We start from the raw sequence: 14,321 nt of genomic DNA on the forward strand, positions 1-14,321 counted from the left end.
GAACCAGTGTGACCGCCGGCAAGCTTTTCCTAGCACATATGGCGGGCGAAGTTCACGCCTACCATGCGGGACGCGTCATCCAGGCCCGGCTGCGCGCGCGATCAGAAATAACCCCACCGCGACCGCGATAAACCCGGTGGCTCGGGCGACCTGCTCACCGGCCGGCGCGAGGCGTTCTATGGTGATGGCTGCCGCCACGACAGCCATGGCGCGGAGGTCCATGACGCCGACGACCAGAAGGATCGCGATCAGATTGGCACAGCAGTAGCTGCAGTGGAGGCCGAGCTGCAGGCCGTGTCGGAAGGCCGTGCCGTCATCCGTCGGCAACGTGCAGTCAGGCCCGGGCTCCTGCCGGCAGTAGGCGAGGTGATGTGCTTTCCAAGCGGTAAACTGGAGCGCGCCAGCGGTGAGCACGACTATGCCGACCGCGATCGGAACGGCGCGCGCCAGCGCCGGCTGCTGCATTCCGAGCGCTGCCAGCGCGATGCCCAGTGGAAAGACGGCCAATCCGAACAAAGTCCAGACCAAGAAGTAACCCAGGCCCACAAGCGCGGTCATCCGACCGAGCCGCGTCTTTCCTCTTTCGCCGACGGCCTGACGGTAGCGCCACGCATTGGGACCAAGGACGGCAGCATCATCGCCACCATCATCACGACCCACATGCCAAGGAACGACGCCGCGGCGCCTGTCCCGGCATCCGCATCCACATTATGGACATCGTCCAGCCGCCAGGCATCGGCATCTCGCCCATCGCCGACATCGACGCGCACCAGACGATAGTCGCCGCCGCGCTGATAAGGAAGAGCAGCGCCGAGACGCCAAAAAAAGGTGCTGGGAAGCTCGCTCGGAAGCCATGCTACGTGAGGTCTCCAGTCTGCGTTGCGCCAATGACTTCCGCGACTTCGCTCAGAGCTGTTGTACTCGATACGACTTGATAACGAGCTTTGCGTATCGCCTCACTGTTTCAAGTCTGCGCGATAGACGTCACTCTAGTCCTAGTCCGGATAGTGCTCTTCCAAGAATTTAGACCTGAATTTTTGTGGCGGCGTGTCGTAGTCCGGGCGGCCTTCCGGCGTGAAGTCCATCAGGTTCCAATACGGCCATACCGTGTCGACATGGTTCATTGTCGTTTCGGTGCTCCAGAAATGAAAAATCTTGCCGTCGCGCTTCGTGAAGGTGAGCATCACCGGCAACTGCATGTCGCCGTTTTCGCCCTGGCACTTGTAGTCGGCCTGGAAGGGTGACTTCGCTCCGGAAACGAGCGCCATCTGCGACCAGCCGCGTTCCTTGGCCCAGGCATAGATGCGCTCGGGCGGCGCCTTGGCGATGGCGACAAAGGCAGCGTCGCGCGTGACCTGATACCAGCTTCGATCGAACCCATCGATCAGCGACGTGCAGGAAAGGCAGGGCTTGTCCCAGCTCGGGCCGAACATCCATGAGTAAAGCAGCAGCGTGTTCTTGTCCCCAAACAGATCGGAGAATTTCACACTCTTCCCTACTTTCCCATCGTTGGCCCATTGGAAGACGTAGTCCTCTTTCAATTCCCCGCCGCGAGGGAGCGAGCGGCGTCTCGCGGCTACGGATTTAACCTTGTCGATTAGCTCTTGTTCGTCTTTGAGCAGTGAATCGCGCGCATCGCGATATTCTTGGCTTTCGTTTGGATACCGGAGCTCACTCATGCTCGTCTCCTCTTTTTGATATTTATGTCCAAGAACTTCAAGGGCATCGAGCGTGTTCGCCGACCCGGCTCCAACGCGAATGTCTTTGCCCAGTTCCATTGTCATCCTCGAATCGCACGAGCGAAAGCGCGCAGCTCCTGCGTGAACAGCCCCGGCTCCTCGAGCGCGGCAAAATGGCCGCCGCGATCGAGCTCGTTCCAGTAGATGAGGTTGGGATAGACCAGCTCGGCCCAACTCCGCGGGGCCGGTAGATCGCGCGGAAAAATGCTGGCTCCCACCGGCAGCTCGACGCGGCCGGGATTGTTGCGATCGCCGAGGAGCACTGCCTGCTCGAAGTAGAAGCGCGCCGACGATGCGGCTGTGCCGGTCAGCCAGTAGAGCGTGATTTCGTCGAGAATCGTGTCGCGGCTCACCGCAGCCTCGGCGTGGTTCCGGTAGATATCGTAGATCCAGGCCGCGAATCCGGCCGGCGAGTCCATGAGCGGATAGCCGATGGTCTGCGGCCGCGTGCCTTGGATCGCGGAGTAGCCGGAGTGCTTCTCCTCGAATTGAGTGAGGATGTCCATTGCCCGCTGCTGTTCCGGCGTCAGCGTTGCCGGGATCTCGTTGGGAATCACCTCCGGGAAATTGAGGTGGATGGCGGCGAGGCCCTCCGGGCGCTGCTGCGCCATCGCCGTCGTCACGGAAGCTCCCCAGTCGCCGCCCTGCGCGATATAGCGCCGGTAGCCGAGCCGCTCCATGAGCACCGCCCAGGCCCTTGCGGTGCGCTCCGCATTCCAGCCCGCCTCGGCGGGTTTGTCGGAGAACCCAAAGCCGGGCAGCGACGGTGCGATGACATGGAAGGCATCTTCCGCGCGGCCGCCATGCGCCGTCGGATCGATGAGCGGATCAATAACCTCCCGGAACAATTGCACCGTGCTCGGCCAGCCATGGGTCAGGATGATCGGCAGGGCATCCGGATGCCGCGAGCGCGCGTGGATGAAGTGGATGCCGAGACCGTCGATTTCTGTGCGGAACTGCGGAAACCGGCTGAGCGCCGCTTCGGCGCGCCGCCAGTCATACTCGTCGCGCCAATAGTCGACGAGCGCACGAATCTGCGCGAGCGGCACGCCCTGCGACCAATCGTTGACCGCCTCTTTCTCCGGCCATCGAGTGTTCGTCAGGCGGCGCTTCAGATCGTCAAGCGCGCTTTGCGAAGCGCGATAGGTGAAGGGTGCGATTTGTGCATCGACTTGGGCAAATGCCCGGCCGGCATCAAGCAAGCCGCTGGCGAAGACCGGCGCAAACAGCCCCGCCCTCAAAAGGTCACGCCGCGTCGGCGAGAATCGCACGATTTTCGTTCCAGAGATCAACTTCCGCATATCAGCCTTCCATATTGCCTCGGGCCCCTTCACGCGGGATTCAGATCGTCCGAATACCCGGCATTCAGGCGTGGCCATTGGGCTATGGGCCGTCCATCGGTACGGAAAGGGTGCTGGTCTTCCGGCTGTTGCGGCCAACCGTCCGGCGAGTCCTCCCAGGCCTCCTGCCGCCCATAGACTGTCAGGTCGAGCAGCCGATAGCTGTTGTCCATCGCCTCGACGCCGCGCCTCGTCGTCCAGTAGGTCTCGAACACCTCGGCTCCCCGTCGCAGGTAGCAAATGAGGTACATGAGGCCGGCCCGCCGGCCGGCCAGAAGCGTATCGAGCGAATCCTGGGCCGAATACCAGGGCATCTCCCAGCCCATGAAATCGCAGTAGCGGACGCTCTCGTCGTATGGACCTTGGCAGAACGTGGCGTAGGTGACGTCGCGTGAATGGATATGGGACAGCTCGCAGACCTGCGTCGTAAAGAAAGTGCAGCCCTCGCACTGCTCCGGCGCTGGGCGGCCGTCGTGCCACATGAAGTAATAGGCGATGAGCAGCCGGCGTCCCTCGAATACATCCAGCAGCGTCACCGCCCGCGCTCGCCGATAAGCGGTGTGGAACCGTCCACCTCCACCATGGGGAGCCGTCGGCGGGCGGCTGCAATCGCGTCGCCTTCTCTTGTGTGAGCCTTCTCTCGAACCCGCAACGCGTCCAGCTCGGCCTGGAAGGTGCTCCGATCAACGATCTTAGGGGCTCCAAGTTCATCTCTCATGAAGTCTTGCATGGTTCTCTCCGTCACATTGCTCACTGGCCTTTCTTAGGGAAGACGCTGATCATCGCGAGCCGCTCCCGGCGTGTTGCTCGATGAGGTCGGCCACCGCATCCGGATTATCGGCCACCACAAAGTGACTTGCGTCGGGAATGCGCGCGCTTTCCACCCGAGCCATGCCCTTGGCCCGATAACCTTCGACGAAGGTGTCCAAGTAGGGATTGAAGGGGGACCTCTCGCCCACAGCAACAAGCAGCGGGACAGAATTTGGAGCAGTCTGGGCGGCATTGAACGTCGCGTCCTGCGGGAACGCCCGGTAAATCTCGAAGGCCGCGTGAAGCTGCGGCGCGTCATAGATCCGGACGTAGTAGGCGCGCTGGGCCGGCGTAAACCTCGCGCTGGCGAAGTCTTCTTCGAAATAGATCGCCTGTCGCCCCGCAATCAGCTTCTCGGCGAGTTCTCCCGGAGCCTGAATGAAGCCGATGTGCCAGAAGTCCGCGACCGCCTCGTCCCAGCCGGCAACGCCGGGTACGGGCACATCGAGGATCATCGCGCCGCGCAGGGACTCGTTGAAACGGCGGGCATAGGCGTAGGTCACGATACCGCCCAGGTCGTGGCCTACGACATAGGGCCGATCCAGGCTTAGGGGCCATTGCGTGTATATCGGCCGCGAGGCTGGCGGCCTCGTAGCCGCCGGCTGCTCGCGCTGATTGACCAATCCCAGGCAGGTCGACCGCCACGACGGTGAACCGCTGAGCCAGCCTTGGCATGATCGCGTGATACTCCGTCCAATCTTCGGGCATGCCGTGGATCAGGATGATGGCCGGTCCGCGCCCGCCGCGCACATAGTGCAGGCTCGTCCCGTTCACGCGCACCTTTGCCGACGTGAAGCCGGGCGGCGGCGTGCCAAGCTGGTCTGCAGGCTGAGCCTTTGCGGTGGCCACGAAGAGCGCGGTGGAGGCAGCGAACCCCAGGAACGCGCGGCGATGGATGGTTTGAGTCATTGGGGATTCTCCTTCTGACCTCAACATTCGTCCGGGGCCGTCGTTCCCGCTTTTAATGCGCAGTCCAGCCCGCTCCCGGGCGGCCGCAGTGGCGTCGCCTTCTCTCGTGTGAGCCTTCTCTCGAACCGCAACGCGTCCAGCTCCGCCTGGAAGGTGCTACGATCGATTATCTCAGGGGCTCCATCCGGCTCGAATTCTCAGCGCTTGCCGTACTCGTCGTGGCGGCGCCACCAAGGCCCCGTCTCGTTACGTCCTTTGGGCGCGCGGTTGAGCCAGTGGTACACGCCAAAGAAGGGATCCACGCCGCGCGCATAGGTGGAATAGGTGTGGTGGACGACGCCATCCTCGGGCGCGAATGCGCTCATGCCCGGCCTGTCACGATGATACCCGGGCACATCGGTTCCGGACATGGCCGCGAGCTTGGCCTCCGCCGAGTCGCCGCCACCCTCCTCACCCGCGCGCCACCGAAATACGTCACTCGTCGGCGCCTCGCGCCGGTAGTTGTATTCGGCGCCCTTGTGCTGTTGCTCCTCCGTGAACGAGACGCTGAAGTCGAAGTTGAAGTCGCCGCCCTGCGAGGACGCCCAGCGAAAGGTCCAGCCCATCCGCTGTTTGTACGCCTGCAGTTTCACGAGCGGTGCCCGCGAGACGGCCCAGAGCATCACGTCGTGGTTGGCCAAGTGGACCACGTACCCGTTGAAGCCGTCCGCGATCATCGAGCAAGTGGGACAGCCCGCCGTCCAGTCGGGCCCGAACATGAAGTGGTAGACGATGAGCTGCGAGCGCCCTCGGAAGAGATCCGCCAGCGAGGCGCTCCCTGCGTCGGTCTCGAAGCGGTACTCCTTGTCGACCCGCACCCACGGCAACTCCTGACGTCGCTGCGCCAGCTCGTCGCCCTGCCGCGAATATTCCTTCTCCACCTTGAGCAGCTCGAGCCGCGCTGCGAGCCATTCTTCACGTGTTCCGGTCTTATGCGTCGTCATCGCTCCTGTCACCTTCCTTCGGGATCCTTTCCGTTTCTCGAAACAACTTGGTGTGTCGCAAGATAGACTTAACGCCGGATGGCGAACCCATGGGAGTTACAAGTGTGGCGGGGTTCCGATGGTCTCCCTGATCACGGTCGCTAAGGCAATGCTGTCACTTTGGTCTTTGAAAGCATGCCAGAGGAGAAAGGATAGCGCAGGCTCGATTCTTGCTTTTTTTCGGCCGATGCTAAGCCATCCGGATCGATCGGCTTGTCACATCGCGGAGTGTGCCGGGCAATACGCCGAGTTGGGATCGAAACTGGCGGCGGAAGTGATGCAGATTCTCAAACCCAAGGGACGTGGCGATCTCCCCTATGGCTCGGTCAGTCGTCATCAACTGCTGCTTGGCGCGTTCAATCTTGCGTGCGAGGACGTATTTGTGTGGCGCCAGGCCGGTGGACCTCTTGAACGATCGGGCAAAATGGAATGCACTCAGGCAGGCCTCGCCGGCAAGCTCGTCCAAGGTCAAGGGCTGGTCGAGTTCATCCTCGATCCGGTCCAGCACGCGCTTCAAGAATCCTGGCGCCAGTTTACCCCCACCGCGCTGTGAAGCGGTGCTGCCGACGATGTGGGCTGCCAGGAGGTGTTCCAGCGTGCTTGCCTCGATAGGCGACAATTTCCGTTGTCCTAGGCAGCATTGTCGAAGCACATGTGCCAAGGCCAGCATCACTCCATCGGGAAGGAAACGAAGGCTCGGATCTTTACCAAGCGTCGGATGCAGAGCAAAACCGGATTGCCCGTTTTCCTCTGCGACCGCCTCCAGCAGGGTCATGTCGGGATACATTTCGAGCGTGTCGCTGAATTCCGGCACCTTCAGGAGTGTCGTAGGCTCCGGCCCCACCACATAGAACCCGCCCGCTGCAACGTCGACATCCAGCGTTCTTCCAGCTTGCTCGATCGCTACCCACGGGTGACGCGAGAAAACCACTTCCACTCTGTTGGGAATCGTCGTCGACGCCCCTTCGAAGGGCGGCAACCACGCATAGGTGACATTGAGGCGCTGTAAAGCAATGCGATGGCGCCGCTCGCCACCGTACAGAGTCCCCGCCACTTCACTTGTCAGTTTCCTTTGCATAGCGTTGTGCCTTCTGGCACTTTGCCAACTCTTCCGTGCCTCGCTATGGATTTGCAAGACACCGTCAGCTTGCTGCTCGAACACCTGGGCTTCTAAGGTCGAACTTCGACTGCCGCCTGGTCTGCATCGCAGCTCTAAATGCGCTGCTGCGATCGTGAGTTCTATTTCACGGTTCGCCCCGCCGGCTTATAGACTATCAGCGCTTCAGTGAGACTGTAGTTCTCATCTTCTACGGGTCAAGGAGGACGACGCGCCCCTGCACCGGGCGACTTGATGCGCATCAATGAGGGCGCCTGGAACGCCCTGGGCCACGAGATTGGCGTCTTGCTCCGTGTTGCTGGTACTTAGGCAACCTACCGACTATCCGACCCTGCCCTTCGATTCCGTGATTGGTGCCGAGCTTGGGCTGCGCCATCAGCGCCTCGATGGAAAGGCGATCGCTAGCAAGGAAGGCCAATGGTGCGCGAAGGCGACATGGCCAAGGTTGCGCCACGCGACGTGATGAATGAGCTTGTCAGATCACATACTGAAGGGCTCCGCTTCCGATTTCGGGGAGCGGTATCGTCGCGAAGAGGATCTACGGCCCACACCCGTCAGGCTCGATATAGAGTCGGCCCCAGCTTTCGGATCAGGCAGCCTCCTCCTGGGGGCCCGAAAGCAATTGCCACGTGGCAGCAAGTTCTTAAAGCGCGTCGCGTTTGAATGGATTTATGCGACGCGCTTTAATTTCTTGTTTTTATGCATGTCGTTATCGCAAAACCGCTGCGCACTTTTGCGCGGCATGCATTAGTCGACACGCACGCGGCGCGTCACCTGGCCATTGCTTTCCCAGTATGTGTGTTTCTTGGCAATCAAGGGATCGTCCATTGCCGGTTGAACTTGTCCCGTGGTGCTGACCGCGCGCGAGGTCACCGTGTGTTCTCCAGGAGAGGGATTTGCCCAATCCAGGGACCAAATCTTCCAGGCGTGTTCGGCCTCCTCGCTGCGGTCAATGATCGCTGGTGCCCATGGCGCTTGATCGATTTGCACTTCGACCCGGTCGATCGGTGCCCCCCAAGCTGCCCCAATGACGCGGTAGTTTGAGTCTTTCCGGGTGACCTTTGCAGGCGCGGACTTTATCAGCGCTCGCCCGACTGAGTTCTCGGTCCACACGGTCTCGCCGTTGTGCTCTTCCTCCCGGATGGTGACATAGTCACGGGCCATCAGAAGGCTCATGAAGCGGGTGTCGCGAACCTCGATGCGCTCCAGCCACTTGACGTTGGCGATCCCGTACCAGCCGGGAGCAATCAGCCGCAGCGGAAAACCATTCGCCGGCGGCAAGGCCGTTCCGTTCATTTCATAGCAGAGCAGATTGTCGGCGTTCATCGCGTCGGCGAGCGACATGCTGCGAGCGAAGTTCTGCTGCATCTTGACGTCGCGTATCGGGACCTCGCCTTTGTCAGTACCGAAAAAGACTACCTCGATGCCCTTCTCCAGAACGCCGGCTTCCTCGAGGATCGGGGCGAGCGGCGTCCCTGCCCAGCGAGCATTGCCGATGCCGCCGGTGAAAAAGGGAAACCCGTGGTTGCCCGAGCATTCCACTGTGAAAACGACCTCCTGGCGCGGTCGCGCCTTGATGTCGGCGAGTGTCAATTTCAAGGGCTTCTTGACCAGCCCCCCGATCTCCATGGACCATGTCTTCTCGTCAATCGTTGGTCGGTTGAAATGCGAGATGCTGAAGAACTTGTGGTTTGGAGTTATCCAGCTATCCAAATCCTCCCAGACAAGCTGCTTCTGGATACCGACCGGATCGGGATTTTCGGTCGGCTGGTCCAGCCACGCAATAACCTCCTCGCTCGGCCGTGTTGGAAAAGCGTAAGCCCGACGCGAAGTATAGAGAACAGCAATTGCGGCAAGAGCCGCGCTTCCTTGGACAAGAAGTTCTCTGCGCTGAAAATCAGGCATGTTGTTTACCTCCCAGTTGATCCGGAACGGGCTGCAACGTGCCTTAGGCCGTAGCCTGATCACGGATAGGCGACACAATGTGAGGTCTGCCCAGCCGGAAGTATCCGGATAGGTCAGGCAATCACCGACGCACGTCAAGCATGTGAAGCGTTGGACGAAACTCTAGCTCGCGTTTCGCACGCTAAGAGTGTGCGCCTTTGAGAAGGAAGTGTCCACAACCTGGACGGGACATGATGATGATTGCAGCGTTTCAGGCCGATTTCCGCTCGGATCGCTGTAGGAAACGACCGCATTTTGGGTTATTTCCGGACCTTCGCGGGGTGCGGTCGGAAAGGCCCGTTCCGACCCCCATCTCTGCCGTTTCGATATCGGCCTCACGATCTTCAAGGCGCACGTTCACCCAATTTCGGCGAGAAACCGCGTTGGCCTGCCGTCTCTTGTCGCGATCACTCTTGGCGCGACAGGATGGCGGTGCGGCCGGCGCAGGTGTATGATGATGGTTTAATATTTCGAGATCAGGGAGGACAGCATGACGTCTTGGGAAATCAAGGGACGTGAACTCGTCAATTGCACCTGCGAATATGGCTGCAACTGTCAATTCAATGCGTTGCCCGACAAAGGCCATTGCCATGCCGTGGCGGGCATTCAGATCGATGAGGGTCATCATGGCGAGACCGCCCTCGATGGCCTGCGGATCGCCGCGATCTTCAAATGGCCTGGCGCGATCCACGAAGGCAATGGCGAAGCCATCGCTTTCGTCGACGAGAATGCAACCGAGCGGCAGCGTAACGCGCTGCTGCGCATCATGACCGGCCAGGACACCGACCCGTTCGCGACGATGTTCGCCGTCTACGCCTCAACCGTGACAAAAATGAATGAGCCGGTTTTCACCAAGATCGATCTCGACCTCGATATCGACGGCCGCAAGGGCCGCATCTTCGTCAAGGACTATATCGAAACGGTCGGCGAACCGATCCGCAACAAGGTGACGGGCGCGGACTCGCGGGCTCAGATCGTGTTGCCGAACGGCTTCGAATATGCGGTCGCTGAGATCGGCAGCGCTTCGAGCACAACCAGCGGGCCGGTTCAGGTGACCACGAAGGACAGTTACGGCCAGTTCGCGCGGCTGCATCTCAACAATCACGGGGTGGTGCGGGCCTGACGCCTCGCATGAACGGCGCGTCGCCACTGGAACGCCTGCTCAGACGCGACCGCGTCATCACAATTGCGGGCGTGGTGGCGCTGTGCCTGCTGGCCTGGCTTTATATCGCCGCCGGTGCAGGGCTCGGCATGAATGCGTGGGAGATGTCGAGGCTCGCGCTTTTCCCCCACCAGCAAACTGCCGGCGTGACCCCCGATATGCCCGGCATGGATATGTCCGGCATGGATATGCCTGGCATGGATATGCCCGGCATGGACATGAGCGCGATAGCCACGGCGACGGAACCGCGGGTCTGGGGGGCCGCGAACTGGGCGCTGATGATCGCCATGTGGTGGGTCATGATGATCGCCATGATGTCCCCGAGCGCGGCGCCGACCATCCTGCTCTATGCGCGCGTGCATCGCCATGCGCTCGCACAGGGCCAGATCCAGGACAAGCTCGCGCCGACCGGCGTATTTACGGCAGGCTACCTCCTGGTCTGGCTGGGGTTCGCCGTCGCGGCGACCGCGCTGCATTGGCTGCTCGAACGCGACGCCTTCGTTTCCGCGACGATGATGAGTTCGCAGAGCCGCTGGCTTTCAGCCATCGTCCTGATCGCCGCGGGCCTCTATCAGCTCTCGCCGCTCAAGAATGCCTGCCTGTCGCATTGCCGGGCACCGACAGCGTTCCTTGCCCGACACTGGCGTCCCCACGCAGTTGGCGCGCTGCGTTTGGGCGCATTGCACGGGGCGTTTTGTGTCGGATGCTGCTGGATGCTGATGGCGTTGTTGTTCGTGGGTGGCATCATGAATCTGGTGTGGGTTGCCGGGCTCGCCATTCTGGTGCTGGTTGAAAAGGCGTTTCCTGCCGGCCAGTGGGTTGGCCGGGCGGCCGGCATCGTCCTGATCGCCTGGGGCGGCGCAACGCTTTTGGTCTGACGACCAGACCGATCGCTTTTTGATGCAAAGTGCATCGCCCCGCTCGGCCAAGCCGGCTCACAATTCCTTTTCGGCCAGCTCGCGAAACGCGTCGGGGACCGAGCGCGACTGCCCGAGCGCGACCGAGGCATAGCCGACCGCCTCCCAGCCGAAGCGGTCGCGGATCTTGTCGATGGCGCGGTCGGCGGTCCAGCGCGCCGCGCCCTTCCTGGTGCCGGGGCGGCGCCTGTCGTCGGCGAGCCCGAGCGGCAGTTCCAGCTGCAGGGCCGGTTGCTTCTCCAGATGCGAGACGGCGATCGCCAGCAGCGAGATGGTCTTTTCGTGCGGATGATCGACAAGCACCTTGCGCACCAGCGCCTCGGCGATCTCGGCCAGCATCGCGGTTGCCGAAATCGGCTGGTCGAGCGTGATCGAACGCGTCACCGAGCGCAGATCGGCAAAGCGAACGCGAACCGTCACCGTGCGCCCCGGCCGCGATTTCGTCCGCAGCCTGGTGGCGACCCTGTCGGCCAGATGCAGCAGCGCCGGCACGAAGATTTTTGCCTCGGCCGGCTTCCTGCCGAGCGCCGATTGCGCGCCGGCCGATCGCGCCCGGCGCTGCGTCTCGAGCTTGCGCGGATCGCGGTTCCACGCCAGCGCGTTGAGTTTTTCGCCCGCCGCCGGCCCGAGCAGGCGCTCCAGCGACCAGCCAGGCGTTTTCGCCAGCTCGCCGATGGTGTTGACGCCGATGCCGGCCAGCCGCTCTCTGGTCACCGGGCCGACGCCCCACATCAGCTCGACCGGCAGATCGTGCAGGAACTCCAGCTCATGGCGCGGATCGACCACCACCAGCCCGTCTGGCTTGGCCACTTGCGAGGCGATCTTGGCCAAGTGCTTGGTGCGCGCCACGCCGACCGAGATCGGCAGACCGAGCTCCGCCCGCACGCGGCGGCGGATGGTTGTGGCGATCTCGGCCGGCGGACCGAACAGATGGGTGCAGCCGGCGACGTCGGCGAAGGCCTCGTCGATGGAGATCCGCTCGACCACAGGCGTGAAATCGTCAAGCACTTTGATGGCCGCGTCGCCGAGCCGCTGATAATCCTTGAAATGGCCGCCGACGAAAATCAGCCCGGGGCAGAGTTCCCGGGCGCGCCGCCCCGGCATGCCGCCACGCACGCCAAAGGCCTTGGCCTCGTAGGAAGCGGCCAGCACCACACCGCCGCCGACGGCGATCGGCTTGCCGCGCAGGGCCGGGTCGAGCAACTGTTCGACCGAGGCATAGAAGGCATCCAGATCCGCGTGGAGGATGTTGGCTTCCATCCGGCCCGTTCGCCCGCGGCGGTTCGAACGCCGCATTGTCTTGAGGTGGTTTCGTATGGAACATAAAGAGAACATTGCCGGTGGATTGTCAAGGAGCGTGGAGGGGTAATCGCTTCAGGTTGCGCTGCCCCTCATCGCCCTGCCGGGCACTTCTCCCCGTATAGGGACGGGGCGAAGGACGCCCTCATCGATGGTTTCGCCAATCTCCGGCGTTGCAGTTCGCCAATCTCCGGCGTTGCAGAATGGGTGCTGAAGTTGCGGCCAGCCCCCTTCGCCCCGTCACTATACGGGGAGAAGGTGCCGGCAGGCGGATGAGGGGCGGCGCCGACTTCGGCAATCAGCCGATCGAGCGCTACAGCGCTATCTTATAGCCGAGATGGCTGGCGGTGAAACCGAGGCCCTCGTAGAAAACGTGCGCCTCCCGTCGGCTCTTGTCGGTCGTGAGCTGAACGAAGCTGCAGTTGCGCGAACGGCACGCTTCAATCGCCCATTCGATCATCTGCTTGCCGACGCCGCGAGACCGCCATTGCCGCGCGACGCGAACGCCTTCGATCTGTCCGCGCCAGGTGCCTCTCCTGGAAATACCCGGAATGAAGCTGAGCTGCAGGGTTCCGACCACTTGCCCGGCTTCGACAGCCACGGCCAGCAGTTGGTTGGGATCGGCATCGATTGCCCAGAAAGCATCGAGGTAGGACGGCGCGAGCGGCGTTGACGGGTTCTCCCGGCTCGCGCCGAGCGCATCGTCGGCGAGCAGTGCGACAATTGCCGGCAGATCGGGCGCTTGTGCGCGACGGAACTCGAGCTCGCTCATCGAGGGGAGACATACGGCGTGGTGTCGGCGACGGCAAGTGCGGTCCAGCCATTCGCGATATGTGCGTCGCGGTGCGGGCGACCGGCGCCAGGCATTCGCGGCTGATGGCGTCGGCGACGTCCGGCTTACGCCGCCTGCCTTGCCCAGAGGCGGTGGCCGTAGCGGCGGAAGAAGCGCGCCAGGAGCCGCTGCTGCCTGGCGCGGGCGAGGTCGGCGCCGCGTCTTTCCTGGCGCCAGCGCGGCATATTGCGAAACAATGCAATGAAACGGGCTGCGTCCTCGAGCGCCTCCTCGGCCGATTGCGCCGGGCGGATCGCCGCCAGGAACAGCGCCTCGCTATGCTTCAGCCGGTCGACCGTCGCCTTGCGCTGGTCATGGCCCAGGCGTGCCTTGCCTATGCCGTCGAGACGGATGGCCGCAAAGGCCGCCAGCATGGCTGGGCTGTCGCCGGTATAGCCGCTATCGCGGGCGAATTGAGCGGAGAGGGCGTCCATCCTCGTTTCCTTGGCTTGCGGCGGCTGTGACGGATGCCCGGCGCTGCCGCCCATCCCGTCCGCGGCGGTATTATTCACCGACATTGGAATTTAAGCATAACTCAAAAATTGATACAAGTTAAACTTTTTCGGGGGTTCGAGAGGAACTGACTCGACTCTTCGGGCAAAACCCATAATGATGCGAACAAAACAGGAACGGAGGCGCTAGGGACGATGGCATTGCCGGGCAAGGAAGCGACGATCGCCGAGGTCGCCTCGATTGCGGTCGAGTGTATCGATTGCGGCCGCAACAGATGGTGGAAGCCGGCGGAGCTGAGGCGTTTCGGGGTGACCGCGCAGACGCCGCTGGCGGCCCTTTCGGGACGCCTTCGCTGCTCGGCCTGCCGCGCCGACGGGCTGCCGGGCGCGGCGATCTCGATCCAGGCGGCGTTCATCGACGAGCAGCAGCAGCGCCGCGCCGAAGCGCGAATGCTTGGCGAGCGCGAGGTTCCGCTGGAGAGATCCAGGCGGGCTTGAGTGGTGTGGCGATCCCTTCTCCCCTTGTGGGAGAAGGTGGCCTCGCGAAGCGAGGTCGGATGAGGGGTGTTGGACGGATCGCCAACGCCTGCCTTTGCTCCGGGGGAAGTGATGAGGGCGGACGGATTGCCAATGCCTCATTTCGTCCAGCACCCTCATCCGGCTCGGCGCTGGCGCGCCGATCCACCTTCTCCCACAGGGGGCTAGCGTGCGCACATATTTGCTTCGAGTGGTTTAGTTTGGATTTGCAAGAGCGAAGCCCTCGGCGATGGCGTGGAAG

The 14,321-nt window shown here is 62.4% G+C and carries 14 protein-coding genes and 2 pseudogenes; 3 read left to right on the forward strand and 13 right to left on the reverse strand.

Annotation, left to right across the window (positions count from 1 at the left end; translation table 11 throughout):
* Positions 1-75: 75 nt before the first annotated feature.
* From CIT26_RS02880 to CIT26_RS02920, 10 genes and pseudogenes are all read right to left on the reverse strand, one after another.
* A complete protein-coding gene (locus CIT26_RS02880) occupies positions 76-558 on the reverse strand; it encodes a DUF2182 domain-containing protein (protein WP_245319061.1) in 483 nt (160 codons plus the stop codon).
* A complete protein-coding gene (locus CIT26_RS36985; protein ID WP_206072715.1) occupies positions 555-770 on the reverse strand; it encodes a copper chaperone in 216 nt (71 codons plus the stop codon). Before CIT26_RS36985 ends, CIT26_RS02880 begins: the two co-directional genes overlap by 4 nt.
* A 225-nt stretch (positions 771-995) precedes the next feature.
* Entirely contained in the window at positions 996-1,778 is a 783-nt protein-coding gene (locus tag CIT26_RS02885; protein ID WP_206072712.1) for a DUF899 family protein, read from the reverse strand.
* Between the two features lie 2 nt (positions 1,779-1,780).
* On the reverse strand, positions 1,781-2,941 hold the full coding sequence (locus CIT26_RS02890; protein ID WP_245319062.1) for an epoxide hydrolase family protein: 1,161 nt from the start codon (positions 2,939-2,941) through the stop codon (positions 1,781-1,783).
* Between the two features lie 128 nt (positions 2,942-3,069).
* Positions 3,070-3,809 (reverse strand): annotated as a pseudogene (locus CIT26_RS02895) (DUF899 family protein).
* A 49-nt stretch (positions 3,810-3,858) separates the two neighbouring features.
* Positions 3,859-4,512 carry an alpha/beta fold hydrolase gene (locus CIT26_RS02900; protein ID WP_167391257.1) on the reverse strand — a complete coding sequence of 218 codons (654 nt, stop codon included), beginning with the start codon at positions 4,510-4,512 and terminating at the stop codon, positions 3,859-3,861.
* A pseudogene (locus CIT26_RS38635) lies at positions 4,457-4,825 on the reverse strand (alpha/beta fold hydrolase); the annotation flags it as partial. The gene CIT26_RS02900 and the pseudogene CIT26_RS38635, both read right to left, overlap by 56 nt.
* 170 nt (positions 4,826-4,995) lie before the next feature.
* A complete protein-coding gene (locus tag CIT26_RS02910; protein WP_095491157.1) occupies positions 4,996-5,781 on the reverse strand; it encodes a DUF899 domain-containing protein in 786 nt (261 codons plus the stop codon).
* A gap of 229 nt (positions 5,782-6,010) precedes the next feature.
* Positions 6,011-6,898 (reverse strand): helix-turn-helix domain-containing protein, encoded by an 888-nt coding sequence (locus tag CIT26_RS02915; RefSeq protein WP_095491158.1) that lies wholly within the window; start codon positions 6,896-6,898, stop codon positions 6,011-6,013.
* 786 nt (positions 6,899-7,684) lie between these two features.
* On the reverse strand, positions 7,685-8,842 hold the full coding sequence (locus CIT26_RS02920; protein WP_095491159.1) for a sulfite oxidase: 1,158 nt from the start codon (positions 8,840-8,842) through the stop codon (positions 7,685-7,687).
* Positions 8,843-9,371: 529 nt separating this feature from the next.
* On the opposite strand from CIT26_RS02920, the gene CIT26_RS02925 reads away from it, so the two are divergent.
* Positions 9,372-10,004: a DUF1326 domain-containing protein gene (locus CIT26_RS02925; protein WP_095491160.1), complete on the forward strand. Its 633-nt coding sequence runs from the start codon at positions 9,372-9,374 to the stop codon at positions 10,002-10,004.
* Positions 10,005-10,012: 8 nt separating this feature from the next.
* Positions 10,013-10,921, forward strand: coding sequence for a DUF2182 domain-containing protein (locus tag CIT26_RS02930; RefSeq protein ID WP_095491161.1), 909 nt, complete (start codon positions 10,013-10,015; stop codon positions 10,919-10,921).
* A gap of 57 nt (positions 10,922-10,978) precedes the next feature.
* On the opposite strand, the gene dinB is transcribed toward CIT26_RS02930, so the two are convergent.
* From dinB to CIT26_RS02945, 3 genes are all read right to left on the reverse strand, one after another.
* On the reverse strand, positions 10,979-12,220 hold the full coding sequence (gene dinB, locus CIT26_RS02935) for a DNA polymerase IV (protein WP_095491162.1): 1,242 nt from the start codon (positions 12,218-12,220) through the stop codon (positions 10,979-10,981).
* A 352-nt stretch (positions 12,221-12,572) separates the two neighbouring features.
* On the reverse strand, positions 12,573-13,031 hold the full coding sequence (locus tag CIT26_RS02940) for a GNAT family N-acetyltransferase (protein ID WP_095491163.1): 459 nt from the start codon (positions 13,029-13,031) through the stop codon (positions 12,573-12,575).
* 125 nt (positions 13,032-13,156) lie between these two features.
* A complete protein-coding gene (locus CIT26_RS02945; protein ID WP_095491164.1) occupies positions 13,157-13,525 on the reverse strand; it encodes a hypothetical protein in 369 nt (122 codons plus the stop codon).
* A gap of 213 nt (positions 13,526-13,738) precedes the next feature.
* Here CIT26_RS02945 and CIT26_RS02950 point away from each other — a divergent pair, with 213 nt between their 5' ends.
* The gene (locus CIT26_RS02950) at positions 13,739-14,041 is read left to right on the forward strand and encodes a hypothetical protein (RefSeq protein WP_095491165.1); all 303 of its coding nucleotides are present in this window, start codon (positions 13,739-13,741) and stop codon (positions 14,039-14,041) included.
* The last annotated feature ends 280 nt before the right edge of the window (positions 14,042-14,321 follow it).

This window comes from Mesorhizobium temperatum, from assembly GCF_002284575.1.
Lineage (GTDB): Bacteria > Pseudomonadota > Alphaproteobacteria > Rhizobiales > Rhizobiaceae > Mesorhizobium > Mesorhizobium temperatum.

Bases quoted from the DNA above. Each gene is read 5' to 3' on its own strand.
- CIT26_RS02940 (WP_095491163.1), bottom strand. From the start codon at position 13,031: ATGAGCGAGCTCGAGTTCCGTCGCGCACAAGCGCCCGATCTGCCGGCA.
- CIT26_RS02925 (WP_095491160.1), top strand. From the start codon at position 9,372: ATGACGTCTTGGGAAATCAAGGGACGTGAACTCGTCAATTGCACCTGC.
- CIT26_RS02945 (WP_095491164.1), bottom strand. From the start codon at position 13,525: ATGGACGCCCTCTCCGCTCAATTCGCCCGCGATAGCGGCTATACCGGC.
- CIT26_RS02910 (WP_095491157.1), bottom strand. From the start codon at position 5,781: ATGACGACGCATAAGACCGGAACACGTGAAGAATGGCTCGCAGCGCGG.
- CIT26_RS02915 (WP_095491158.1), bottom strand. From the start codon at position 6,898: ATGCAAAGGAAACTGACAAGTGAAGTGGCGGGGACTCTGTACGGTGGC.
- CIT26_RS02880 (WP_245319061.1), bottom strand. From the start codon at position 558: ATGACCGCGCTTGTGGGCCTGGGTTACTTCTTGGTCTGGACTTTGTTC.
- CIT26_RS02930 (WP_095491161.1), top strand. From the start codon at position 10,013: ATGAACGGCGCGTCGCCACTGGAACGCCTGCTCAGACGCGACCGCGTC.
- dinB (WP_095491162.1), bottom strand. From the start codon at position 12,220: ATGGAAGCCAACATCCTCCACGCGGATCTGGATGCCTTCTATGCCTCG.
- CIT26_RS02920 (WP_095491159.1), bottom strand. From the start codon at position 8,842: ATGCCTGATTTTCAGCGCAGAGAACTTCTTGTCCAAGGAAGCGCGGCT.
- CIT26_RS02950 (WP_095491165.1), top strand. From the start codon at position 13,739: ATGGCATTGCCGGGCAAGGAAGCGACGATCGCCGAGGTCGCCTCGATT.
- CIT26_RS02885 (WP_206072712.1), bottom strand. From the start codon at position 1,778: ATGGAACTGGGCAAAGACATTCGCGTTGGAGCCGGGTCGGCGAACACG.